Genomic DNA, 22,521 nt, shown 5'->3' on the forward strand with positions numbered 1-22,521 from the left:
TTTCGTGGGCGAGCTTTAGGTAAAGGTGCTAGTGTTTTGTTTATATGGCCTGTAGTGGTAGATCGTAGAATCTCTTTTTTATTAACCCTTCGAGTGGCCAATTTTTCATTACTTCAACGATTTTTTCACATGCTCCCCCATCACCATATGGATTTACCGTGAGTGGCAGTGTTGCCCTAAAGGCTGGGTGGTACAGTTGCTGCAGGGCCATCCGTATGCTTTCCAGATTGGGGGCGCAGTGGATGACACTGCTGGCAGATAGCCGGCCTTTTTGTCTATCTCCAATATTGATAGTGCCGATGTGCATGCTCGGCGCTTCGGCGAGTCCGCTTGATGAGTTGCCAACGACACCATCGATGAATTGCATGCAAGACAAGTATCTCATTTGGCCCAGCGATGAATACAGACGGGTATGCGGTCGACTGCGGGTGAAGTTCTCCAGCATTGCCGTCAGCTCATGCCCGCCAGTATCAGCATTCGGCATGGTAAAGATCAGGTGAGTGTCCTGCAGCTCTGCAAGTGCAGCCAGCATGGCTTGCATCTGGCAGGCAGAGCTTTGCTCATCCAGAGTTACCGGGTGAAAGGTTACCAGCAGATTCTTTTTACCCAGCTTGAAGTTCAATGCCTCTTCTAGTGATTTGCGATCCAACAGCTGGCTTCGTTTTATGGCATCTATTCCTAAGCCGCCAACAAGGAAGACCCGCTCCGGCTGTTCGCCCAGCTGGATTACCCGACGGGCATAGTCGGATGCGGCAACAAAATGCAGATGTGACATTTTGGTAATTGAATGCCGGATGGCTTCGTCGAAGGCACCCTCAGTGGTCTCACCTCCGTGCAAGTGAGCCACTGGTATGCCGGCAATCAGCGCCGCAGTAACCGCTGAGAGTAGTTCGAAGCGGTCGCCAAGCACAACGATGAGATCTGGCTTCAAGTTGGCATAGGCATCGGCAAAACCAATGGTGCCCAAACCGATCGATTTGGTAATGGCGCTTGCGCTATTGGCCCCCAATAGCATTTCCACTTTTTGGTCGATGACGAATCCCGCCTGCTCGATCTCGCAGTATGTCTGACCGTATTCGGGGGACAGATGCATGCCGGTGGCGACCACCTGCAGGGTGAGGTCGGGTGTATTCTTGATTTCCTGCATTAGCCATCGCAGCAGCCCGAATTCGGCGCGCGTGCCGGTGACCACACAAATTTTGCGGCTCATAGTTCGATCAGTTCATCGGTGGCAAAGTCTCGGGGTGCAGCTTTTCCGATGACGTCATCCCATTTCATGGGCGAAATACCCGTGCCAGGCCGCTTGGTCGTCAGGTTCTCCGTACTGAACAGCTCCCCTGCCTTGATATCGTGAAGTGCCACGATTGATTTGCGGGCAATTGGCTTGTTTTTAAGTTCGCTCTTGCTTGGGCGCTTGATGCCGTCACCCAATGCACGCTCGATATTGCGGATGCCGCGAACCATTTCCGCGAGCTGTTGTGGCTCCAGGCTGGCACGGTGATCGGGGCCAGGCAAATTGCAATCCAGCGTAAAGTGCTTTTCTATGATCCGTGCGCCCAAGGCCACCGCGGCAATCGGCACCTCAATGCCTGGCGTATGGTCCGAGTAGCCGATTTCAACACTGAATGCTTGCTTGATGCTGAGCATCGCGCGGAGGTTAACCTCCTCCATCGGCGTGGGGTACTCGGTAGTGCAATGCAGAACCGTAATCAGGCTGCGCGATATGCCATTGGCTTCGATGGCCTCGATCGCAGCTTCGATATCGGCCAGATTGGCCATGCCGGTGGATAGCAGGATGGGTTTGCCGAGCTTGCTCATCTGGCGCAACAGCGGCAGATTGGTTAGCTCGCCGGAAGGAATCTTGATCATTTCCAGGCAGCCCAGCTCGCTTAGTAGCTCAAGGCTTTCCGAGTCGAAGGCGGTGGAAAAGAAACCGATGCCATACTTTTTACATTCGGCGATGAGTGCTTCGTGATCCGCTCGGGAAAGTTCCAGTTTACGGATCATTTCCAGTTGGCTCTCATCTACACTCGTGGTCTTCTTTTGATAATCAGCCTTGGGTGCCGTGGCTGCAACGATTTTCTTGGCTTGAAATGTCTGGAACTTGACCAGGTCGGCCCCGGCTGCCGCGGCCGCCGCGATGAGCTGCTTGGCAAGCGCCATGTCGCCATTGTGATTAACGCCAGCTTCGGCAATGATGAGAGTCTTCATTTTATTTTCCTGCCAGGAACGCCTACATAGACAGAATCCGCATCGCAATCGGCGATGATTACTGCCCCGGAGCCGATTAAGGTATTTTTTCCGATAGTGACCTTTCTATCATTACTGCCTTGATTGACGATGGTGCCAGCACCAATCCAGGCAGCCTCCCCGATGCTGACATTGCCCAAAATGCAGGCGTTTGGAGAAACGGTGACGTAATCGGCAATGACGGAATCGTGACTGATGGTTGCATTGAGATTAAAAAGGGTGAAATCACCAACTGAAATGTTACTGGTGAATCGCACGCCGGCGCATACGATAACGCCGCTTCTGGTTTCGATGTGCTGACGTTGGCCGCAACCAAATGTGGCGCTGGGATGAATCAGATTGCCAAAACGGATAATATTGGCGTGGCGCACCGCAATTTTTGCGCGCAGAGCACCCTCTCCGACACCTATGACATAAGGCATGTCCTTGTAGCTGCCTACGTCGGATTCGAGAATCACATCTCCGCTATCGCTGAATGCCGCACGCTCGGCGGCGGAGCGGGCCACAAAAACTGCGTCATAGCCCAGTGCATGGGCTATATCCCTTGTTTCGCGGGCCATGCCGGATGTGCCGAAGATACCGATGCGTTTCATGACCGGACTTCCGTTCGCACGCTGCTTGGTAGGTTGACGACGCGTGCTTCCAGCCACTTGGCATTGTCCAGCTCGCCATGCCTGCAATGCGAATACATGGGCAGGCGATTCATCAGCGCCCAGATCGGACGGGTCATGACGCCCTGCGCATTGGTTTCCTTCAGTAAGGCATCCCGGTGTTCGTGGTCGTCGCATAGCACGGCATTGAGCCAGTAGTTCGAGCGGCAATCTGCCGGCTCGGAGACAAACCGGAGATCGCTGTTCTTCAAGGCTTCGGCATAGCGTGCGGCCAACTGACGTTTGCTGGTGACGAAACTTTCCAGTTGCTCAAGCTGGGCACAGCCTAGTGCCGCGTTCAGGTTGGGCAACCGGTAGTTGTAGCCGACCTCGTCATGCACGTATTCGTAGGGGTGGGGTTGTTTGGCCGTGGTGGTCATGTGCTTTGCCCGCCGACCGAGTTCGTCATTGGCCAGAATCATGCCACCACCGCCGGTGGTGATGATCTTGTTGCCATTGAAACTCAGGGTGCCGACCAGGCCGAATGTGCCAGTGTGCCGTCCCTTGTAGAGGCTGCCGAGTGATTCGGCGGCGTCTTCCACCAGGGCCAGATGCCAGCGTTGGCACACGGCTACCAGTCCGTCCAGGTCGGCTGGGTGCCCGAAGGTATGCATCGGCAGGCAGGCACGAATCACACGGCCGTCATCCCTAGTGCGGCAGGTACCGTCATCGTGTAGCAGTGCATTGGTTTCCAGCCAGTCTGCCAGTGCCGCGGGTGACAGTCCCATGGTGTCGCGATCTACATCGACGAACACCGACTCTGCGCCACAGTAAGCAATCGCATTGCAGGTGGCGACAAACGTGAGGGGCTGGGTAATGACTAGATCCCCCTGTTTCACGCCTGCCAGCAGCAAGGCGATATGCAGCGCCGCGGTGCCGTTAACTGTGGCGACGGCGCGCGGGCTGTCGGTATAGGCAGCCATTTCGCTCTCAAAGCGGTCCACATAGGCGCCAATACTGGAAACGAAGGTTGAGTCGATGGTTTTCACGACGTATTCCCGCTCATTACCCATGAACACCGGCGCGTGCAGCGGAATAAACTCGTTGGTTTGGTATTGTTCGCGAACAAACCGGATGAGAGAGTCGAACATAGCGGGCTCAGACGTTGTAAATATCGGCCTTGTACTTGGCCAGATTCTCGGGGTGGGTAAACCATTCCACGGTGGATTGCAGACCGTCCCGAATGCTGTATTCCGGCTCGAAGCCAGTCAGCTCGCGGATTTTCCGGTTGTCGCACCACAGGCGGAATACTTCCGACTTTTCGGGGCGGATACGCTGCTCATCGGTGATGAATTGCACATCGCTCTGCATCAGTTCACGGATGAGATTCAGGGTGTCCCCGACGGAGATTTCAAAGTTGGAACCAATGTTGACCGTCTCGCCTATCGCCTTATCGCAGCGCGCCAAGGCAAGGAAGCCGCGACAGGTGTCGGTTACATAGTTGAAGTCGCGAGTCGGGGTAATATCCCCGAGTTTGATCTGCTTCTTGCCACTGGCAATCTGGCTGATGATGGTGGGAATTACTGCCCTGGCAGACTGGCGCGGGCCATAGGTATTGAACGGCCTTGCAATCGTCAGTGGTAGGTTGAAGGTGTTGAAGAAGCTCATCGCCATGGCATCCGCGCCGATTTTGGAGGCGCTATACGGGGATTGCGGCTGAAGGGGGTGCTTTTCGTCGATCGGTACATACTGTGCAGTACCGTACACCTCGCTGGTCGAGGTGTGAATGACGCGCTGCACCCCATTCTCCAGCGCGGCCTGGCAAATGTTCAGCGTCCCTTTGATGTTGGTGTCAACATAGCTATCTGGGGCCACATAAGAATAGGGAATCGCAATCAGGGCGGCCAGATGGAAGACGAGGTCGACGTCTTTGGTAATGTGCTTGCAGTAGTGCGGGTCACGCACGTCGCCGTTAAGCACCTCGATTTCCTTGCGGCACTCGACGTCCTCCAGCCAGCCCCAGTGGTTGAAGGAGTTGTACTGGGAAAGTGCCCGGACAGCATAACCTTCTTTTACCAGCAACTCGGTCAGGTGGGAGCCGATGAAGCCATCAGCACCGGTAACCAAGACTTTCTTGAGCGTGCTCATGATTCGGTTTTCTCGCAAAATTCGGTAATAGCAGCCACCACATAATCCATTTGCGCATCCGTCAACTCCGGATAAATGGGAAGCGACAGGATGCGTGACTGGTTGGTATACGTATTTGGAAAGTCGGCAGGCTGGTGCTCGAAGCGGCGATACGCCGGCAGGAAAGGCAGGGCGACCGGGTAGTTGATGACTGTCTGAATGCCTTTGGCTGCCAGATGCTGTGCAAGCTCGTCCCGCTGCTCATGTTTGATCACATAGAGATGCCATACATGATCGCGGCCATCGGCCACATGTGGGGTTTCGATGCTGGCGACGCTGGAGAGCAAGTCGCTGTAGCGCTGGGCACGATTCTGGCGCTGCGCGGTCCAGGCGGGAAGGTGCAGTAGTTTGACCGACAGGATGGCCGCCTGGATTCCATCCAGCCGGCTATTGATGCCCTCAATCTGGTGATCTCCTTTGCGAAGGCCGCCATGCCTGGCGAACATTGCCATCTTTTCCGCCAGTGCGGAATCATTGGTGACGACAGCACCGGCATCGCCCATGGCTCCAAGGTTTTTACCCGGATAGAAGGAGAAGGAAGCCGCATCACCGAAGGTGCCAACCAACTTGCCCTTGTAGCGGGCAAGATGCGCCTGGGCACAATCTTCCAACACCCATAACTTGTGCTTGCGGGCAATTTCCATGATCGGCTCCATGTCGGCAGCTTGGCCGTATAGGTGCACGGGAATGATGCCGACGGTTTTCGCCGTAATCTTGGCCTCGATGGCGCGCGGGTCAATGGTGAAAGTGTCTGGCTCGGTGTCACAAAATACAACTTTGGCGCCGGCTTGGGTGATAGTCTCTGTGGTGGAGATCCAGGAGTGTGCGGGGGCGATGACCTCATCCCCCGGCTTGACGCCCAGCGCAATCATGGCGATGTAGAGCGAATCGGTACCGTTGGCGCAGGAGACGCAGTGTTGGCGATTCATCAACTCGGCAAACATCTGCTCGAACTTGTCTACATACGGGCCACGGACGAAAAGTGACTTTTCGATCACATCGCTGATAACCGAATCAATTTCAGTCTTGATGCCTGTATGTTGGGCATGCAAATCTACAAATGGGATATTCATGGTTTGCTAATTTCAATTCTGTTTTTTGGTGAGGCGGGCAGGGTTGCCGGCATAAATCCCTGGTATATCGATATTTTTTGTTACCACCGAGCCTGCGCCAATAACGACGTTGTCGCAGATCGACACTGGCAAAATAGTTGCATTGCTGCCGATGGAAACATTTTTACCAATTTTGGTGCCTAGCCATAAAGACTTATCACCACGCGCGGGGCCGCCGTTGCTGAATAAATCATTGATGAACATCACGCCATGGCCGATGAAACAGTCGTCGGCAATCTCCACCAGTTCACAGATAAAGCTGTGAGACTGGATTTTGGTGCGTTTGCCGATTGTTACGCCACGCTGTATCTCGACGAAGGGGCCAATGAAAGCATCATCGCCAATGGAACTGCCGTACAAATTGACTGGTTGAACGACCACGACATTCTCACCAAACGCAACATCAACAATTCCGGCTTCGCGTAGTTTGGGTGCGTTCAAAACGAGCCACCCAGTTTGCAGTGCTGGGGACGAAAGCGCAGGTGAACCTCTTTGCCGGTTTCGATGGACTCATAAATGGCATTGATCAGCTCGAGACTCTTGCGTCCTTCCAGTCCATCTACAAGGTGCCGGCGATTGTTTTTGATACAGTCAACTACGTGCTCATAGTAAGCCTGGTGGCCAAAGCCATACACATTCGGCGGGTTGACCGAATACGTTTCCATGACTGCATCGTCGCCCGGCATGGATTCAACAAAGTTCCAGACCTTCATTTTGTTGACAGCGAAGCCGGCGATTTCGACTGTGCCTCCTTCCCCCAGTACAGATATGGAACCTTCTAGATCCTTGGGGCGTACCGCGGTAGTGGCTTCGATAATGCCAAGTGCGCCATTGCGGAACTTGAGCGTTACCACCGCGGTGTCTTCCGCTTCGATTTTTGCCAGAGCGGTGGTGCTGCGGGCGAACACGCTATCCACTTCGCCTAGCATCCACTCAAGCATATCTACATGGTGGCTTGCCTGGTTGGTGAGTACGCCACCATCCATGGCCCAAGTGCCACGCCAGGGCGCTTGATCATAGTACTCCTGGGGGCGGCACCAGCGCACGCGCACCGTGCCCAGGATGAGCTTGCCAAAGCGGCCTTGCTCCAGGGCTTCGCGCAGTTTTACGACGGGAACGTTGAAGCGATTCTGCTTGACGACAAACAGCTTAACGCCGGCATTGTCGCAGGCGCGAATCATGGCATCGGCATCATCCAGTGTCAGTGCCATGGGCTTTTCAACGATGATATGCTTGCCATATTGCGCCAGATCCACCACGTTCCGTGCATGGTTGCCACTTTCAGTCAAGACAACTACGGCATCAATATCTTTTTCCTGCATCATCTGATGCATATCTGTGTAATATGGCACAGAGAAGCGATCACCGATCGACTTGGCTTTTGACGGGGAAAGATCGCAAACTGCGGCTAACTGCGCGCCTTCAATTTGCTTGAGTCCAAGAAGCTCGGCATGTCTTTTGGCAATTCTGCCGCATCCAATCAGTGCAAATTTCAACATGAGAGTGCTCGCCTTATTCAATAAGTGAGAAATTTATTGTGGGGTCTGATTGTTTTTATCAGGCCGGATTGATTTTGTTTGACGTTTCAATCTTGTGATAACGTCAGGTTAATTTTTCTATTGAAACAGGGTTTATAATTTGTGACGGTGTGGCAAGTTTTTATATCTAAACTCCTTTTGTCCACTTTATAACCATCCTGAATGGAGGGCGGCTTGAAGTTGTCCACCCCTAGTTTCATGATAAGGCGATAAAGGCATGTTCCGTCTATATTTTGCTACCTATCCAACCCATGGGTGGCTGTCGAGGGGTCTAGTTCATTGAGGTGCACCACTCGCATGGCCAAGTAAGTATTAGCGGTACGTAATCTTCCTGTGGTTTTTTTGGTGATCCGTTATGAAAACTAGAACAACCCTAGCAATTTTCATTGAATTACCCCGGCTCAAGCAGGTAATGCAGACGTACTGGACGCATCGGTTTTCATTCCGTAGGCCGCTATATTTTTGTCACTCAATGCCTCAGTTTAGCTTGTAGACGTACTAGTGGGTCTCGACAAAGTACCCGAGCACAGCCTAGTAGCAGACCTCCAGCTATGCCCAAGGCTATTACTAATATACCTTTTGGGCTGGACGGCTTGTCGGATGCGGTGGGGGACGTCACAAGCTGAAAGCCTGCAAGGTTACCTGTCTGAATTTGGGGGAGTTCCTGTATGTCTGCTAGCTGCGTGGTTACTTCGTAATAACGCGGAGGATAGTCTGGGCTTGATTGCTTCAGCGTGGCAAGTCTTGCCTGCAATAGTTTGCTGCCTAGCAGGTAGCGCATGCTAGGGGTATCCAGCCCGGTGTAGTTGCTACCTTCAAAGTGCACAAGATTTGCTCGCTTGGCACTGTCTAGCGCTTGGTGGGTTGATGCAAGCTCTTGTGCTCGCGCGGCACGTGCTTGCCTGGCGATGATCTCCAGTTCGCTACGAAGTGAACGCTGCAGCAAGGCCAATTGACTGCGTAACTCCCGTGTTTTTTGATCTGCAAGCTGGCGATTAATTTTTGTCAGGATGTGGGTTAGTTTTTGCTGGGCTGCAGTTGGGTTTGTGGCACTAGCCTGTACTTGGTAAAGTTGTTGCTTGCGGCGATCTGGACGCAAGACTGTTACTTCTGGTGTCGTATCTAATAGTAGTTGCATCGACTCGAATAATTGATCGCTTATTTCATCGCCAGTTTTTGGGGGGGTTGTGGGGGGGGATTGATCCAGCGTAATTGTAGGGAGCTTTTTAGCACTTTTGAAGAATGGTGTGCTATCCAGCTGTGTTTTGACCAAGTAGTAGTCGCCCATCTGCTCATAAGATGGTGGAGCAAGCGTGGCACTGGCTATCCATACCTGAGGTGCAGTTATGGCATAAAGGCTCGCAAGCACCAACCCTAACCCCGTTGTAGTTGCAACCGCCCATCGGCCTTGCCAGAGTTTGACCAAAAGTTCGGTCAGATTGATTTCGTCGTCTTCGTATGAGCGGTGTGTATTTGTAGTCATTTCTGTTTCAGAGCAATCTGAATACTTAATTTTGCCAGCCAAACTGCCGGAAGCTGTCGGGTATTGTGCCATACCCGGATGGTGTATGCATGCCATTGGTGCTAGTGTCTTGCGTGAAAAGTTTATCACCCCCTCTTGAAAACCACCCACCCCATCCCTACCATTAGCACTCGCAAGCGCCGAGTGCCAGTCGCTCGGTCAATCTGCTGCTTTGATAGGTATTCATCTTTCAACAGCCACTGCTATTAGGAGAGATCAATGGCAATTCGTCCTTTACACGATCGTGTTGTTATCAAGCGCCTTGAGGCTGAAGAGAAGACAGCTTCCGGTATCGTTCTGCCTGGCGCCGCTGCTGAAAAGCCGGACATGGGCCAAGTCGTTGCGGTTGGTAACGGCAAGATTCTGGAAAACGGCGAGCGTCGCGCTCTGGAACTGAAAGTCGGCGACAAGGTTATCTTCGGCAAGTACTCCGGCCAGACCGTCAAGGTTGACGGCGACGAGCTGCTGGTAATGCGCGAAGAAGACGTAATGGGCATCGTCGAGTAATCCGACCCGTTACCGTTTTATTGAACTGAATTCTGGAGATTGAAGAACATGGCTGCAAAAGACGTACGCTTTGGTGATTCCGCCCGCGCCAAGATGGTGGTGGGTGTCAATGTGCTGGCTGATGCCGTAAAAGTGACCCTCGGCCCGAAAGGCCGCAACGTGGTCTTGGATCGCTCCTTCGGCGCGCCAACCATCACCAAGGACGGTGTATCGGTTGCCAAGGAAATCGAACTGAAGGACAAGTTCGAGAACATGGGCGCGCAGATGGTGAAAGAAGTCGCTTCCAAGACTTCCGACGTGGCCGGTGACGGCACCACTACCGCCACCGTACTGGCCCAGGCCATTGTGCACGAAGGCATGAAGTTCGTGACTGCCGGCATGAACCCGATGGACCTGAAGCGCGGTATCGACAAGGCCGTGATTGCCCTGGTCGGCGAGATCGCCAAGATCGCCAAGCCATGCGCGACCACCAAGGAAATCGCCCAGGTTGGCTCCATCTCCGCCAACTCCGATAGCGATATCGGCGACATCATCGCCACCGCGATGGAAAAAGTCGGCAAGGAAGGCGTGATCACCGTTGAAGACGGCAAATCGCTGAACAACGAGCTGGACGTGGTGGAAGGCATGCAGTTCGATCGCGGCTACCTGTCCCCGTATTTCATCAACAACCAGGAAAAACAGATCGCCGCCCTGGACAATCCGTTCATCCTGCTGTTCGACAAGAAAATCTCCAACATCCGCGACCTGCTGCCGGTACTGGAGCAGGTGGCCAAGTCCGGCCGCCCGCTGCTGATCATCGCCGAGGACGTGGAAGGCGAAGCGCTGGCCACCCTGGTGGTGAACACCATCCGTGGCATCCTGAAAGTAGTTGCCGTGAAGGCGCCAGGTTTCGGCGACCGTCGCAAGGCCATGCTGCAGGACATCGCCACCCTCACCGGCGGTACCGTGATCGCTGAAGAAGTGGGCCTGACCCTGGAAAAAGTGACCCTGGAAATGCTGGGTCAAGCCAAGCGCGTTGAAGTTGGCAAGGAAAACTCCACCATCATCGACGGCGCCGGTGACGTTGCTGCCATCCAGGCACGCGTGGCCGAAGTACGCCAGCAGATCGAAGCCGCAACTTCCGACTACGACCGTGAAAAGCTGCAAGAGCGCGTGGCCAAGCTGGCCGGCGGTGTGGCCGTGATCAAGGTTGGTGCTGCCACCGAAGTGGAAATGAAAGAGAAGAAGGCTCGTGTCGAAGACGCGCTGCACGCGACCCGTGCTGCCGTTGAAGAAGGCGTGGTGCCTGGCGGTGGCGTTGCCCTGCTGCGTGCCCGCTCCACCCTGACCAGCCTGGCTACCTCCAACGCCGACCAGGCCGCCGGTGTGAAGATCGTGCTGAAGGCGATCGAAGCCCCGCTGCGCCAGATCGTGCAGAACGCTGGTGACGAGCCATCGGTGGTGGTGAACAAGGTGCTGGAAGGCAAGGGTAACTTCGGTTACAACGCGGCGTCTGGCGAATACGGCGACATGCTGGAAATGGGCGTGCTGGATCCAGCCAAGGTGACCCGCACTGCACTGCAAAATGCGGCGTCCATCGCCGGTCTGATGCTGACCACCGACTGCATGGTTGCCGAACTGCCGGAAGACAAGCCAGCGATGCCGGACATGAGCGGCATGGGTGGTATGGGCGGCATGGGCGGCATGATGTAAGCAGCCTCGCTTCCGCGACCTGGAAACCCCACGCTACGGCGTGGGGTTTTTTATTGCGGCCAACCTTGCGGCAAGGTTGGCCGCATTGTTTTCCGGCGCTGCTCTGGCACAATGGCGGCAATTCAAGGAGATGATCATGCAATTGACGGAATTGCTGGCGGTGCTCGACGCCAAACTGGAGCCGGCACGGTTCAAGGATTACGCCCCCAACGGCTTGCAGGTGGAGGGCCGCAGCGAGGTCAGGAAGATCGTGACCGGCGTTACCGCCTCGCAGGCGCTGATCGACGCCGCCATCGCGGCGCAGGCCGATGCCATCGTGGTGCATCACGGCTATTTCTGGAAAAACGAGGCGGCGCCGATCGTCGGCATCAAGCGCCAGCGCATCGCCAGCCTGCTGCAGCACGGCATCAGCCTGCTGGCCTACCACCTGCCGCTGGATGCCCACCCCGAGCTGGGCAATAACGCGCAGCTGGCGCGGCAGCTCGGCATTGCCAACCCGCAGCCGACCGCGACGGAGCCCTTGCTGTGGCAGGGCGACTGGGGGCAGGGCACCGCCGCGGACTTTGCCGCGCAGCTGGCCAGCTGCCTGGGGCGCACGCCGCTGCTGCTGGGCAACGCGCAGCGCCGTGCCCGCCACATCGCGTGGTGTACCGGCGGCGCGCAGGGCTATTTCGAGCAGGCGATCGCGCTGGGGGTGGATGTGTTCATTTCCGGCGAGGTTTCCGAGCAGAATCTGCACCTTGCCGAAGAGAGCGGTGTCGTATTTCTTGCGGCAGGTCATCATGCGACCGAGCGTTATGGTGTAAAAGCACTGGGTGAATGGCTGGCGACGGAATGTGCGCTAAATGTGCAGTTTATTGACCTGTACAACCCGGTTTAATGCGATGTCCATGACGTCAATCAGGTGATTTGTCGTCGCTGTGCTTCAAGTTCCATCCGGTAATCAGGTAGAATTACGAGGTTTTAAGTTTAGAGCTCGGTTTCCACGTTTGAGGATGACTGTAATGAGTGAACAACACGTTGACACGGGGCGCCGTCGCTTTCTGACGGTGGCCACCAGCGCGGTTGGTGGTGTGGCGGCAGCCGGGGTGGCTGTGCCGTTTTTGATGAGCTTTGCACCTTCTGAGCGTGCCAAGGCTGCTGGTGCGCCGGTCGAGGTCGATATCAGCAAGCTGGAGCCGGGCCAGAAGATCAACGTCGAATGGCGTGGCAAGCCGGTGTGGGTGCTGTCCCGCACGCCGGAGCAGCTGAAGAACCTGGCGACCATCGAAGGCGAACTGCTGGATCCGAAATCGGAATCGCCGGAACAGCCGGCATATTGCAAGAACGCGACCCGCTCCATCAAGCCGGAGATTCTGGTCGCGGTAGGTATTTGTACGCACCTGGGCTGTTCGCCAACCCATCGTCCGGATCTGGCGCCTGCCGATCTGGGTCCGAAATGGGTCGGTGGTTTCTACTGTCCTTGCCACGGCTCCAAGTTCGACTTGGCCGCCCGTGTCTACAACGGTGTGCCGGCGCCGAAGAACATGGAAGTCCCGCCGCACAAATACATGTCCGATACCCGTCTGCTGATTGGCGACGACAAATAAGCGAGGGGAGAACACATGAGCAAAGGACAACAAGTGCTTAACTGGATTGATGACCGCTTCCCGCTGTCGTCGATGCTGAAAGAGCACGTTACCGAATACTACGCGCCGAAAAACTTCAACTTCTGGTACTTCTTCGGCAGCCTGGCGATGCTGGTGCTGGTGATCCAGATCGTGACCGGCATTTTCCTGACCATGAACTACAAGCCGGACGGTACCCTGAACGGCGCCGGCATCCCGGTGGCGTTTGCTTCCGTCGAGTACATCATGCGCGACGTGGCCGGCGGCTGGGTCATCCGTTACATGCACTCCACCGGCGCATCCATGTTCTTCGTGGTGGTGTACCTGCACATGTTCCGCGGCCTGATCTACGGTTCCTATAAGCAGCCACGCGAACTGGTGTGGGTGTTCGGTACCCTGATCTTCCTGTGCCTGATGGCGGAAGCATTCATGGGCTATCTGCTGCCGTGGGGCCAGATGTCGTTCTGGGGCGCGCAGGTGATCGTCAACCTGTTTGCCTCGATCCCGGTGATTGGTCCGGACCTGTCGGTATTCATCCGTGGTGATTTCGTGGTCGGCGACGCAACGCTGAACCGCTTCTTCGCGCTGCACGTGATCGCGGTACCGCTGATCCTGCTGGCGCTGGTGGTGGCCCACCTGATCGCACTGCACGAAGTCGGCTCCAACAACCCGGACGGCGTCGAGATCAAGAAGCTGAAGGACGACAAGGGTATTCCGCTGGACGGCATTCCTTTTCATCCTTACTACACCGTGAAAGACGTGCTGGGTGTGGCCGTGTTCCTGATCGTGTTCTCCGCGATCGTGTTCTTCGCACCGGAGATGGGCGGCTACTTCCTGGAGCATCCTAACTTCGACCAGGCCGATCCGCTGAAGACCCCGGCACACATTGCGCCGGTATGGTACTTCACCCCGTTCTACGCCATTCTGCGTGCGGTACCGTCGTTTGCCGGTACCCAGGTCTGGGGCGTGCTGGCGATGGGTGCCGCCGTGGTGCTGATCGCCTTCCTGCCGTGGCTGGACAAGTCGCCGGTGAAGTCGATCCGTTATCGCGGCTCCAAGTTCAAGACCATGCTGGTGCTGTTCATCATCAGCTTCATCGGTCTTGGCATCCTTGGTGCACTGCCGTCGACCAACGTGCGGACGCTCGTGGCCCAGATTTTCTCTGTGGTGTACTTCGCATTCTTCCTGGCCATGCCGTTCTACACCAAGAATGATGTGGGTTCGACCCCGGTTCCGACTCGCGTCACCATGAGCACGCCTGCCCGTCAGGTACGCTTCGCAGTACTGGTGGTCGTGACGCTGGTGGCCGCAACCCTGTTTGCGAAATTCATCTGATAGAGGGGGCACTATGAACAAGACTATTCGTCAACTGATCGCCGCTGTCGCCCTCGTTGTTCCTGCTGCCGGCGCATTTGCGTCTGCGGCCGGTCCGGCGCTGGAAAAAGCGCCGATCAACGTCCAGGACACGGAAAGCCTGCAGCGCGGTGCGCAGATTTTCGTCAACAACTGCCTGTCCTGCCACTCGGCCAGCGCCATGCGCTACAACCGTCTGACCGAAATCGGCCTGACCGAAGACCAGATCAAGGGCAACCTGATGCTGGCGACGGACAAGATCGGCGAGCAGATGAACGTGGCGATGGACAAGAAGGATGCCAAGGTATGGTTCGGTGCGGTACCGCCGGACCTGTCGGTGATCGCGCGTTCGCGTGGCGCCGATTACCTGTACGGCTACCTGCGCGGTTTCTACCGCGACGAGAGCCGTCCGACCGGCTGGAACAACCTGGTGTTCGACAAGGTGGGCATGCCGCACATCCTGTGGAACTGGCAGGGTGAGCAGGTGCTGGAAACCGTGAAGAATGCGGAAGGCCACGAAGAGCACCAGCTGAAGCTGGTCAAGGCCGGCACGCTGACCAAGCTGGAAAACGGCAAGGCCAACACCGCCGAGTTTGACAAGCGTATGGCTGACCTGACCAACTTCATGGTGTACATGGCCGAGCCGATGCAGGTCAAGCGTCAGCAAATCGGTTACATGGTGCTGCTGTTCCTGTCCTTGCTGCTGTTGCCGCTGGCCTACTTCCTGAAGAAGGAATACTGGAAAGACGTGCACTAAGCGGGCTTTGACAGAAAAAAGGCGATGCTGCGGCATCGCCTTTTTTGTTTGCAATCAATGGCTTGTGAAACTTTTCTGGTAATTGTCAAGTCAAAAGTGTTAAAATTGCCTGTTATTTCATCAACTTGCCCGCTTTAAGGAATCCAATCCGCCATGATGACCCTCTACTCCGGTACTACCTGCCCTTTCAGCCAGCGCTGCCGCATCGTGTTGTTCGAGAAAGGCATGGACTTCGAGATCATCGACGTGGATATCCACAACAAGCCGGAAGACTTGGCTGTGATGAACCCGTACAACGAAGTACCGGTGCTGGTCGAACGCGACCTGATCCTGCATGAATCCAACATCATCAACGAGTACATCGACGAGCGCTTCCCGCACCCGCAACTGATGCCGGCCGATCCGGTGATGCGTGCCCGTGCGCGCCTGTTCCTGTTCCGTTTCGAGCAGGAGCTGTTCGTACACGTCAAGGCGCTGGAAAACGGTGCCAGCGGCAAGGAAGCCACCAAGGCCCGCGAAGGCATCCGCGACGGTCTGGTGACCATCGCCCCGATTTTCGCCAAGCAGAAGTTCATGCTCGGCGAAGAGTTCTCGATGATCGACGTGGCGATCGCGCCGCTGATGTGGCGTCTGGAGCACTACGGCATCGACCTGGGCAAGAGCGCGGCGCCGATCCTGAAGTACGCCGAGCGCCTGTTCCAGCGCCAGTCGTTCATCGATTCGCTGACCCCGGCTGAAAAAGCCATGCGCAAGTAAGGGACCGCCGTGTCGACCAGTACCAAGCCCTACCTGATCCGCGCACTACACCAGTGGTGCACCGACAACGAGCAGACACCGTACCTGGTGGTGCATGTCGATGGCAGTGTCACGGTGCCGCTGGAGTTCGTGAAAGACAACGAGATCGTGCTCAACATCGGCTACAACGCCACCAAGAACCTGCAGATCGACAATGACTGGCTGTCGTTCTCGGCGCGTTTTGGCGGCGTCAGCCGTGACATCTGGGTGCCGATCGGCAATGTGCTGTCCATCTTCTCGCGCGAAACCGGCGAGGGCATGGGCTTCGAGCTGGAACCGGTCACTGGCGAGCGGCCGCAGCCGGCTGCCGAGTCGGAGTCGGCCGCGACCGACACCGCGGTCAGCGGCAAGGACAAGCCGTCGCGTGCGCACCTGCGTATCGTCAAGTAAGTCATGCGGCTGTCGCTGGCAATGAAAGAACCGCCCGAAGTGGGGCGGTTTTTTTTGTCGCACCAGCGGCAAGGTTGCCCGCAGGCGGTCTGACTCGGTTGCGGACTGGTTACTGGCTATCCAGTCCCCGCGCTGCTGCGCTGCCCCGGCCGGTGCCCGAGCACAACATCGCGCGCTGCTTGCGGCAATAGGAAAACCGCCCGACAAGCGGGCGGTTGTGATTGCGGCCAACGTTGGCCGCAGGCGATGTCGGCAGGCTTACTCGATCCGTTCGCCGTGCAGCGCCACGTCCAGACCTTCGCGTTCTTCTTCTTCGCTGACACGCAGTCCCATTACCGCATCGATGATCTTCAGCAGCACGAAGGTGACGATGGCGCAGTAAACGGCGGTCGCCAGCGCGCCCACGGTCTGGGTCATCACGCTGCCTTCCACGCCGCCGATTTCCTTCACCGCAAACACGCCGGTGAGGATGGCGCCGATCAGGCCGCCGACACCGTGCACACCGAAGGCATCCAGCGAATCGTCATACTTCAGCATGTGCTTCAGCGAGGTGGCGCTCCAGTAGCACACCAGACCGGAAATCAGGCCGATGGCCAGTGCGCCTTTGGCATCGACAAAACCGGCTGCCGGGGTGATGGCCACCAGGCCGGCGACGGCGCCGGAGACGATGCCCAGTACCGATGGCTTGCCCTTGGCGATCCATTCCGCCGCCATCCATGCCAGTGCCGCCATGCCAGTGGCAACCTGGGTGGCGACCATCGCCATCGCTGCACGACCGTCAGCCGCGACAGCGGAGCCGGCGTTGAAGCCGAACCAGCCGACCCACAGCATCGAGGCACCGACCATGGTCAGCACCAGGTTGTGCGGCGCCATCGCTTCGCGGCCGTAACCGACCCGCTTGCCCAGTACCAGTGCCGCCACCAGGCCGGCAATACCGGCGTTGATGTGCACCACGGTGCCGCCGGCGAAATCGAGCACGCCATGGTCAAACATCCAGCCGCCCGGTGCCCACACCCAGTGTGCGACCGGCACGTATACGACCAGCGACCACAGTGCCATGAACACCATCATCGACGAGAACTTCATGCGTTCGGCGAAGGCACCGGCGATCAGCGCCGGGGTGATGATGGCAAACGTCATCTGGAACATCATGAACACGCCTTCAGGAATGGAGGCCGCCAGCGGATGTACCGTCAGCTTGGCTTCGTCCTTCAGGTACAGCATGCCGTCGAGGAAGATGCGGTCGAAACCGCCGATGTACGGGTTGCCCGGCATGAACGCCAGGCTGTAGCCGATCACCGCCCACAGTACGGTGATCATGGCGCAGATGGCAAAGCTTTGCATCAGCGTGGACAGCACGTTTTTCTTGCGCACCATGCCGGCGTAGAACAGGGCCAGGCCGGGAATGGTCATGAACAATACCAGCGCGGTGGAGGTCAGCATCCAGGCGGTGTCGCCGCCGCTGATGGTGCTGGTGGCGACCAGTTGCGGCAGGTTGGCAAAGCTGGGTGCCGCGAACAGTGCCGACAGTAGCGCCGAGGCGCCGATTGACAGTTTCTTCATTATGTTTCCCCTTGCATCAAGTTCAGACGGCATCGGCGCCGGTTTCGCCGGTGCGGATACGAACAACCTGTTCCAGATCCATCACGAAAATCTTGCCGTCACCGATCTTGCCGGTGCGGGCGGCGCTCTCGATGGCCTCGACCACCTGATCCAGCAATTCGTTGGCGATGGCGATTTCCAGTTTGACCTTGGGCAGGAAGTCGACCACATATTCCGCGCCACGATACAGCTCGGTATGCCCCTTCTGGCGACCAAAGCCTTTGACTTCGGTCACGGTAATGCCTTGAACACCGATGGCAGAAAGCGCCTCCCGGACTTCGTCAAGCTTGAACGGCTTGATAATCGCGCTGACCAGTTTCATGTTTGACTCCTTGATGCGAGGTTGTGCGTAAAAAGACGATTTGGCCAATGCATGAACTGTGCCAGCAATGTATTTCCCTTATTTATCAGCAGCATAGTTTGTGATTTCCTTTTTGGTGCATCATTTTTCTCGTCATGCACTGCAATCCGGCCGTCGCATGCCTCAGTGTGGTGCGTGCGTGTTTCTGCAGTGGTGAACGCTTTTTGCTAAACTCAAATTCAATCCATCATGACAAAGTCAAGGAACTGCCATGCTTAGCCAGAAACTGTTCGATGAAATCAGCAACAAGATCAGCGAGACCATCGCCGCCAGTCCGGCCAAGGACATCGAGAAAAACATCAAGGCGATGATGGGCGCCACCTTCGCGCGCATGGATCTGGTGACGCGCGAGGAGTTCGACGTGCAGCAGGAAGTACTGGCCCGCACCCGCGAGCAGCTGACACAGCTGGAAACGCGCCTGCAGGCGCTGGAAGCCGCTGCCGCGCCTGCCGACGGCACCGCTGCGACTGACGCCCCCGTGGCTGACAGCGAAGCACAATAAACCCATGACGCTGGCCGTTTGCTTCAGTCGTGCCCTGTCCGGCTTGTGTGCGCCACAAGTCAGCGTTGAGGTGCACCTGTCAAACGGCTTGCCGTCGTTCACGCTGGTCGGCCTGCCGGATACCGAGGTCAAGGAAAGCCGTGAGCGGGTGCGTGCCGCGCTGCTGCAATCCGGCTTTGATTTCCCGGCGCGGCGCATTACCGTCAATCTGGCGCCGGCCGACCTGCCGAAGGAGTCCGGGCGTTTCGATTTGCCGCTGGCGATCGCCTTGCTGGCCGCCGCCGGGCAACTGCCGGCAGAACAGCTGGCCGGTTATGAACTGGCGGGTGAGCTGGGGCTGGGCGGCGAGTTGCGTCCGGTGCGTGGCGCGCTGGCGATGGTCAGTGCCGCGCGCGACAGCGGCCGCGCGTTCATCCTGCCGCGTGCCAGCGCCAACGAGGCGGCGCTGGTGCACGGCGTCAGCATCTTTGCCGCCGATACGCTGGCCGAGGTGTGCGCGCATCTGGCCGGTGTCGCCCGTTTGCCGGCGGTGTCGGCAACGCTGACGCCGCCAGCGGAGCAAGGCTATCCCGACCTGTCCGAAGTGCGTGGCCAGGGCGCAGCCAAGCTGGCGCTGGAGCTGGCCGCCGCCGGTGGCCACAGCCTGTTGATGCAGGGGCCGCCGGGTACCGGCAAGTCGATGTTGGCCGCACGCCTGCCCGGCATCCTGCCGCCGATGACACTGGACGAGGCGCTGGAGAGCGCGGCGGTACAGTCGCTGGGCAGCCAGGGTTTTGCCCTGTCCCGCTGGCGGACGCGTCCGTATCGCTCGCCGCACCATACCGCTTCTGCGGTGGCACTGGTCGGCGGCGGTTCCGAGCCGCGTCCCGGCGAGATCAGTCTTGCCCATCGCGGTGTGCTGTTTCTGGACGAGCTGCCGGAATACGATCGCAAAGTATTGGAGGTGTTGCGGGAACCGCTGGAGAGCGGCGAGATCCATATCTCCAGAGCCGCGCGGCAGGTAACCTATCCCGCGCGTTTCCAGTTGCTGGCAGCGATGAATCCCTGCCCGTGCGGCTATCTGGGCCATCCGCGCAAGCCGTGTCGCTGTACGCCCGAGCAGGTCAGCCGATATCGCGCTAAAATATCGGGTCCGTTGTTGGACCGTTTTGACTTGATGGTGGAAGTCGGCGGTTTGTCGCTTGACGAGCTGCAGGCCTTGCCCAGTGGCGAAGGCAGCCAGGCGGTACGCGAGCGGGTGGCCGCGGCGCGCGAGCGGCAGTTGCAACGGCAGGGCAAGATCAATGCCGAGTTGAACTCGGCGGAGCTGGCCGAGGTCTGCCCGTTGCCGGCGGCGGAAAGCGCATTACTGAACCAGATGCTGGACAAGCTGGACTTGTCGGCGCGTGCCTATTTCCGGGTGCTGCGCATTGCGCGCACGCTGGCGGATCTTGGCGGGCACGCCTATCCGCTACGGTCACATCTGTTGCAGGCAGTACAATTCAGGCGAGGGTTGGCCAGCTTTGGCAGTCGTTGAATCCCCGTGTTGTTGGCAATACCCTCCATTTAGTGAGTTTCATGAGTAATCGAGATTTGAAGCAGGTGCGTAGTTCCTCCCGCAAACCGTCCGGCAACAGCAAGGGCGGTGGCGGCATGATGGCCGGCGTGCTGGTCGGCCTGATCGTCGGCGTCGGCGTGGCGATCGGCGTGGCGTTTTACATGAACAAGGCCAGCGTGCCGTACAGCAATCTGGAGCGCTTGCAGGCTACGCGCTCCACCGCGTCGGCTCCGGCTACCGAGGTGTTGGTGCCGGGGGCAAAACTGAATACCGCCGAGCCGGCACCGGTGGTGACGACCCCGAAAGCGGTGGCATCGCAGAGTGCTACCGTGGCGCCGCAGGACGACGAGCAGCGCTTTGATTTTTACAAGATCCTGCCGGGGCAGCTGGAAGCGGTACCGGTCGATCCGGCGCAGGGAACTGATGCCAAGGCCGAGCGTCCGACAGTGGCACCGGCCAAGCTCTATCTGCAGGCTGGCGCGTTCAATAACGAAAGCGATGCCGACAATATGAAGGCCAAGCTGGCGTTGATGGGGGTGGAGGCCAACATCCTGTCCAGCAATGTGCCGGAAAAAGGCCTGATTCACCGGGTGCGGATCGGCCCGTTCGAGCGGGCTGCCGATGTCGACGCCTTGCGTCAGCGCCTGCGGCAGGACGGTATTGATGTCGTGGTGGTGAAGTTGTCAGCCAAACAATAATCTAGTGGATTTCATGATGAAAAAATGGGTATTAGCTGCACTATTCCTGTCGTCGTCGCTGGTGCATGCTGCGCTGGTCGAAGGCCGTGACTACACCGTGCTGGCCAAGCCGCAGCCTACCGTTGCCGCCGGCAAGGTGGAGGTGATCGAGTTCTTCTCTTACGCCTGCATTCATTGCTACAACTTGGATCCGGCGCTGGAAGCCTGGCGCAAGAAGCTGCCAGCCAATGTGGAGTTCCGTCGCGAGCAGATCGTATGGAACAAGCCGATGGAAGGGTTGGCCCGCCTGTATGCCACCTTCAATGCTACCAAGACACTGGAAAAGCTGCATCAGCCTGCGTTTGAAGCGGTGATGAAGAAGAGCATCAACCTGGGTGAGGAAGACAAGCTGCGCCAGTGGCTGCCAAGCCAGGGCGTCAATACCGCCAGCTTCATGCAGACCTACAAGTCGTTTGGCGTGAATGCGCAGGTAGCTCGCGCCAGCAAGATGACCCGCGATTATGCGGTGCAGGGCACGCCAGCGATCGTGGTCGGTGGCAAGTACATGGCGCAGCCGGCGGAGCCGGCACGCCTGCTGCAGGTGGTCAACGAGCTAGTGGCCAAGGTGGCGAGCGGCAAATAAGCGCCGCACGCGGGCAACACAAGGGTCGTCTGTGGACGGCCCTTTTATATTGAAGTGAAAGATCGGGGGCGTGGTGGACTGGTTGTTTTTGGCGAAAGCATTGTTGTTGGGGGTGGTGGAGGGCTTGACCGAGTTTCTGCCGGTATCCAGTACCGGCCACCTGATTGTGATCGGCGACCTGATCGGCTTCTTTAACGAAGGCAAGGTGTTTGAAGTGGCGATCCAGCTGGGGGCGATCCTGGCGGTGCTGTTTGAGTACCGGCAGCGTTTTGTCAGTGTCGCGACCGGTTTGCGCTCCGATCCCAAGGCGCAACGCTTCGTGCTGAACCTGCTGGTGGCGTTCCTGCCGGCGGCGGTAATGGGGCTGCTGTTCATCAAGCAGATCAAGTTCTACTTCTTCAATCCGGTCAGCGTCGCCACTGCATTGATCGTTGGCGGGCTGCTGATCCTGTACGCCGAGCGCCGCACCCACACTGCACGGGTGCACCAGGTGGATGACATCGGCTGGCGCGATGCGCTGAAGGTCGGCTGTGCCCAAGTGCTGGCGATGATTCCGGGCACCTCGCGCTCCGGCGCCACCATCATCGGCGGCATGTTCTTCGGTCTGGATCGCAAGGTCGCTGCCGAGTTCTCCTTCTTCCTCGCGGTGCCGACCATGTTTGCCGCCACTTTCTACGACTTGTACAAGCATCGCGACGTGCTGTCGCTGAGCGATGCGCCGATGTTCGCGGTCGGCTTCGTGGCCGCCTTTATCAGTGCCTTGCTGGCGGTGCGCACCCTGGTACGCTTCATCGCCACCCATACCTACGAAGTTTTTGCCTGGTACCGTATCGTGTTCGGTGTGGTCATCCTGGCGACCTGGTACTGGGGCTGGGTGAGCTGGAGCGTTTAATGCTTGA

24 protein-coding genes are annotated in these 22,521 nt (G+C 57.6%); 13 read left to right on the forward strand and 11 right to left on the reverse strand.

The annotated features are described in order from the left end of the window. Positions 1-40 precede the first annotated feature (40 nt). The 9 genes from neuC to C8E02_RS08220 all read right to left on the reverse strand — a co-directional run bounded on the left by neuC (position 41) and on the right by C8E02_RS08220 (position 9,160). The gene (gene neuC, locus C8E02_RS08180; RefSeq protein ID WP_047966762.1) at positions 41-1,210 is read right to left on the reverse strand and encodes a UDP-N-acetylglucosamine 2-epimerase; all 1,170 of its coding nucleotides are present in this window, start codon (positions 1,208-1,210) and stop codon (positions 41-43) included. Beyond that, a complete protein-coding gene (gene neuB, locus C8E02_RS08185) occupies positions 1,207-2,211 on the reverse strand; it encodes an N-acetylneuraminate synthase (protein ID WP_120810417.1) in 1,005 nt (334 codons plus the stop codon). Before neuB ends, neuC begins: the two co-directional genes overlap by 4 nt. Continuing rightward, complete coding sequence (locus C8E02_RS08190; RefSeq protein ID WP_120810418.1) at positions 2,208-2,843, reverse strand: acetyltransferase; 636 nt, start codon at positions 2,841-2,843, stop codon at positions 2,208-2,210. The genes neuB and C8E02_RS08190 overlap by 4 nt, the downstream gene beginning before the upstream one ends. Next, positions 2,840-3,991, reverse strand: coding sequence for a LegC family aminotransferase (locus C8E02_RS08195; protein ID WP_047966759.1), 1,152 nt, complete (start codon positions 3,989-3,991; stop codon positions 2,840-2,842). The genes C8E02_RS08190 and C8E02_RS08195 overlap by 4 nt, the downstream gene beginning before the upstream one ends. Positions 3,992-3,998: 7 nt before the next feature. After that, positions 3,999-4,988 carry an NAD-dependent 4,6-dehydratase LegB gene (locus C8E02_RS08200; protein ID WP_047966758.1) on the reverse strand — a complete coding sequence of 330 codons (990 nt, stop codon included), beginning with the start codon at positions 4,986-4,988 and terminating at the stop codon, positions 3,999-4,001. Further along, positions 4,985-6,100 carry a DegT/DnrJ/EryC1/StrS family aminotransferase gene (locus C8E02_RS08205; protein WP_120810419.1) on the reverse strand — a complete coding sequence of 372 codons (1,116 nt, stop codon included), beginning with the start codon at positions 6,098-6,100 and terminating at the stop codon, positions 4,985-4,987. The genes C8E02_RS08200 and C8E02_RS08205 overlap by 4 nt, the downstream gene beginning before the upstream one ends. Before the next feature lie 12 nt (positions 6,101-6,112). Then, positions 6,113-6,580 carry an acyltransferase gene (locus tag C8E02_RS08210; protein WP_082133688.1) on the reverse strand — a complete coding sequence of 156 codons (468 nt, stop codon included), beginning with the start codon at positions 6,578-6,580 and terminating at the stop codon, positions 6,113-6,115. Then, positions 6,577-7,638 carry a Gfo/Idh/MocA family protein gene (locus tag C8E02_RS08215; RefSeq protein WP_120810420.1) on the reverse strand — a complete coding sequence of 354 codons (1,062 nt, stop codon included), beginning with the start codon at positions 7,636-7,638 and terminating at the stop codon, positions 6,577-6,579. The genes C8E02_RS08210 and C8E02_RS08215 overlap by 4 nt, the downstream gene beginning before the upstream one ends. 508 nt (positions 7,639-8,146) lie before the next feature. After that, a complete protein-coding gene (locus tag C8E02_RS08220) occupies positions 8,147-9,160 on the reverse strand; it encodes a Wzz/FepE/Etk N-terminal domain-containing protein (RefSeq protein WP_170152127.1) in 1,014 nt (337 codons plus the stop codon). Between the two features lie 258 nt (positions 9,161-9,418). Here C8E02_RS08220 and groES point away from each other — a divergent pair, with 258 nt between their 5' ends. From groES to C8E02_RS08260, 8 genes are all read left to right on the forward strand, one after another. Beyond that, the gene (groES, locus tag C8E02_RS08225) at positions 9,419-9,706 is read left to right on the forward strand and encodes a co-chaperone GroES (RefSeq protein WP_047966754.1); all 288 of its coding nucleotides are present in this window, start codon (positions 9,419-9,421) and stop codon (positions 9,704-9,706) included. 48 nt (positions 9,707-9,754) lie between these two features. After that, on the forward strand, positions 9,755-11,398 hold the full coding sequence (groL, locus tag C8E02_RS08230) for a chaperonin GroEL (protein ID WP_047966753.1): 1,644 nt from the start codon (positions 9,755-9,757) through the stop codon (positions 11,396-11,398). Positions 11,399-11,534: 136 nt separating this feature from the next. Then, a complete protein-coding gene (locus C8E02_RS08235) occupies positions 11,535-12,278 on the forward strand; it encodes a Nif3-like dinuclear metal center hexameric protein (RefSeq protein WP_120810639.1) in 744 nt (247 codons plus the stop codon). A gap of 124 nt (positions 12,279-12,402) precedes the next feature. Further along, on the forward strand, positions 12,403-12,987 hold the full coding sequence (gene petA / locus C8E02_RS08240; RefSeq protein WP_047966752.1) for a ubiquinol-cytochrome c reductase iron-sulfur subunit: 585 nt from the start codon (positions 12,403-12,405) through the stop codon (positions 12,985-12,987). Positions 12,988-13,002: 15 nt separating this feature from the next. Continuing rightward, a complete protein-coding gene (locus C8E02_RS08245) occupies positions 13,003-14,340 on the forward strand; it encodes a cytochrome b (RefSeq protein WP_047966751.1) in 1,338 nt (445 codons plus the stop codon). Positions 14,341-14,353: 13 nt separating this feature from the next. Further along, complete coding sequence (locus C8E02_RS08250) at positions 14,354-15,115, forward strand: cytochrome c1 (RefSeq protein ID WP_047966750.1); 762 nt, start codon at positions 14,354-14,356, stop codon at positions 15,113-15,115. Positions 15,116-15,268: 153 nt separating this feature from the next. Beyond that, positions 15,269-15,871, forward strand: coding sequence for a glutathione S-transferase N-terminal domain-containing protein (locus C8E02_RS08255; protein WP_047966749.1), 603 nt, complete (start codon positions 15,269-15,271; stop codon positions 15,869-15,871). A 9-nt stretch (positions 15,872-15,880) separates the two neighbouring features. Continuing rightward, entirely contained in the window at positions 15,881-16,300 is a 420-nt protein-coding gene (locus C8E02_RS08260) for a ClpXP protease specificity-enhancing factor (RefSeq protein WP_120810422.1), read from the forward strand. Positions 16,301-16,558: 258 nt separating this feature from the next. On the opposite strand, the gene C8E02_RS08265 is transcribed toward C8E02_RS08260, so the two are convergent. After that, a complete protein-coding gene (locus C8E02_RS08265; protein WP_120810423.1) occupies positions 16,559-17,863 on the reverse strand; it encodes an ammonium transporter in 1,305 nt (434 codons plus the stop codon). Between the two features lie 22 nt (positions 17,864-17,885). Further along, complete coding sequence (gene glnK, locus C8E02_RS08270; RefSeq protein ID WP_047966746.1) at positions 17,886-18,224, reverse strand: P-II family nitrogen regulator; 339 nt, start codon at positions 18,222-18,224, stop codon at positions 17,886-17,888. A gap of 250 nt (positions 18,225-18,474) precedes the next feature. Between glnK and C8E02_RS08275 the strand changes: the two genes are divergently transcribed. The 5 genes from C8E02_RS08275 (at position 18,475) to C8E02_RS08295 (ending at position 22,514) form a co-directional block, all read left to right on the forward strand. Next, positions 18,475-18,765 carry an accessory factor UbiK family protein gene (locus C8E02_RS08275; protein WP_120810424.1) on the forward strand — a complete coding sequence of 97 codons (291 nt, stop codon included), beginning with the start codon at positions 18,475-18,477 and terminating at the stop codon, positions 18,763-18,765. 4 nt (positions 18,766-18,769) lie between these two features. Further along, on the forward strand, positions 18,770-20,281 hold the full coding sequence (locus C8E02_RS08280) for a YifB family Mg chelatase-like AAA ATPase (RefSeq protein WP_120810425.1): 1,512 nt from the start codon (positions 18,770-18,772) through the stop codon (positions 20,279-20,281). Positions 20,282-20,322: 41 nt separating this feature from the next. Then, the gene (locus C8E02_RS08285; RefSeq protein ID WP_211329204.1) at positions 20,323-21,000 is read left to right on the forward strand and encodes an SPOR domain-containing protein; all 678 of its coding nucleotides are present in this window, start codon (positions 20,323-20,325) and stop codon (positions 20,998-21,000) included. 13 nt (positions 21,001-21,013) lie between these two features. Beyond that, the gene (locus tag C8E02_RS08290) at positions 21,014-21,622 is read left to right on the forward strand and encodes a thiol:disulfide interchange protein DsbA/DsbL (RefSeq protein WP_245961106.1); all 609 of its coding nucleotides are present in this window, start codon (positions 21,014-21,016) and stop codon (positions 21,620-21,622) included. A gap of 73 nt (positions 21,623-21,695) precedes the next feature. After that, complete coding sequence (locus C8E02_RS08295; protein ID WP_120810642.1) at positions 21,696-22,514, forward strand: undecaprenyl-diphosphate phosphatase; 819 nt, start codon at positions 21,696-21,698, stop codon at positions 22,512-22,514. Positions 22,515-22,521 lie beyond the last annotated feature (7 nt).

The sequence above is a fragment of the Vogesella indigofera genome, assembly GCF_003633895.1.
Lineage (GTDB): Bacteria > Pseudomonadota > Gammaproteobacteria > Burkholderiales > Chromobacteriaceae > Vogesella > Vogesella indigofera.

Coding starts and splice junctions, on each gene's coding strand:
- neuC (WP_047966762.1), bottom strand. CDS start 1,210: ATGAGCCGCAAAATTTGTGTGGTCACCGGCACGCGCGCCGAATTCGGG.
- neuB (WP_120810417.1), bottom strand. CDS start 2,211: ATGAAGACTCTCATCATTGCCGAAGCTGGCGTTAATCACAATGGCGAC.
- C8E02_RS08190 (WP_120810418.1), bottom strand. CDS start 2,843: ATGAAACGCATCGGTATCTTCGGCACATCCGGCATGGCCCGCGAAACA.
- C8E02_RS08195 (WP_047966759.1), bottom strand. CDS start 3,991: ATGTTCGACTCTCTCATCCGGTTTGTTCGCGAACAATACCAAACCAAC.
- C8E02_RS08200 (WP_047966758.1), bottom strand. CDS start 4,988: ATGAGCACGCTCAAGAAAGTCTTGGTTACCGGTGCTGATGGCTTCATC.
- C8E02_RS08205 (WP_120810419.1), bottom strand. CDS start 6,100: ATGAATATCCCATTTGTAGATTTGCATGCCCAACATACAGGCATCAAG.
- C8E02_RS08215 (WP_120810420.1), bottom strand. CDS start 7,638: ATGTTGAAATTTGCACTGATTGGATGCGGCAGAATTGCCAAAAGACAT.
- C8E02_RS08220 (WP_170152127.1), bottom strand. CDS start 9,160: ATGACTACAAATACACACCGCTCATACGAAGACGACGAAATCAATCTG.
- groES (WP_047966754.1), top strand. CDS start 9,419: ATGGCAATTCGTCCTTTACACGATCGTGTTGTTATCAAGCGCCTTGAG.
- groL (WP_047966753.1), top strand. CDS start 9,755: ATGGCTGCAAAAGACGTACGCTTTGGTGATTCCGCCCGCGCCAAGATG.
- C8E02_RS08235 (WP_120810639.1), top strand. CDS start 11,535: ATGCAATTGACGGAATTGCTGGCGGTGCTCGACGCCAAACTGGAGCCG.
- petA (WP_047966752.1), top strand. CDS start 12,403: ATGAGTGAACAACACGTTGACACGGGGCGCCGTCGCTTTCTGACGGTG.
- C8E02_RS08245 (WP_047966751.1), top strand. CDS start 13,003: ATGAGCAAAGGACAACAAGTGCTTAACTGGATTGATGACCGCTTCCCG.
- C8E02_RS08250 (WP_047966750.1), top strand. CDS start 14,354: ATGAACAAGACTATTCGTCAACTGATCGCCGCTGTCGCCCTCGTTGTT.
- C8E02_RS08255 (WP_047966749.1), top strand. CDS start 15,269: ATGATGACCCTCTACTCCGGTACTACCTGCCCTTTCAGCCAGCGCTGC.
- C8E02_RS08265 (WP_120810423.1), bottom strand. CDS start 17,863: ATGAAGAAACTGTCAATCGGCGCCTCGGCGCTACTGTCGGCACTGTTC.
- glnK (WP_047966746.1), bottom strand. CDS start 18,224: ATGAAACTGGTCAGCGCGATTATCAAGCCGTTCAAGCTTGACGAAGTC.
- C8E02_RS08275 (WP_120810424.1), top strand. CDS start 18,475: ATGCTTAGCCAGAAACTGTTCGATGAAATCAGCAACAAGATCAGCGAG.
- C8E02_RS08280 (WP_120810425.1), top strand. CDS start 18,770: ATGACGCTGGCCGTTTGCTTCAGTCGTGCCCTGTCCGGCTTGTGTGCG.
- C8E02_RS08285 (WP_211329204.1), top strand. CDS start 20,323: ATGAGTAATCGAGATTTGAAGCAGGTGCGTAGTTCCTCCCGCAAACCG.
- C8E02_RS08290 (WP_245961106.1), top strand. CDS start 21,014: ATGATGAAAAAATGGGTATTAGCTGCACTATTCCTGTCGTCGTCGCTG.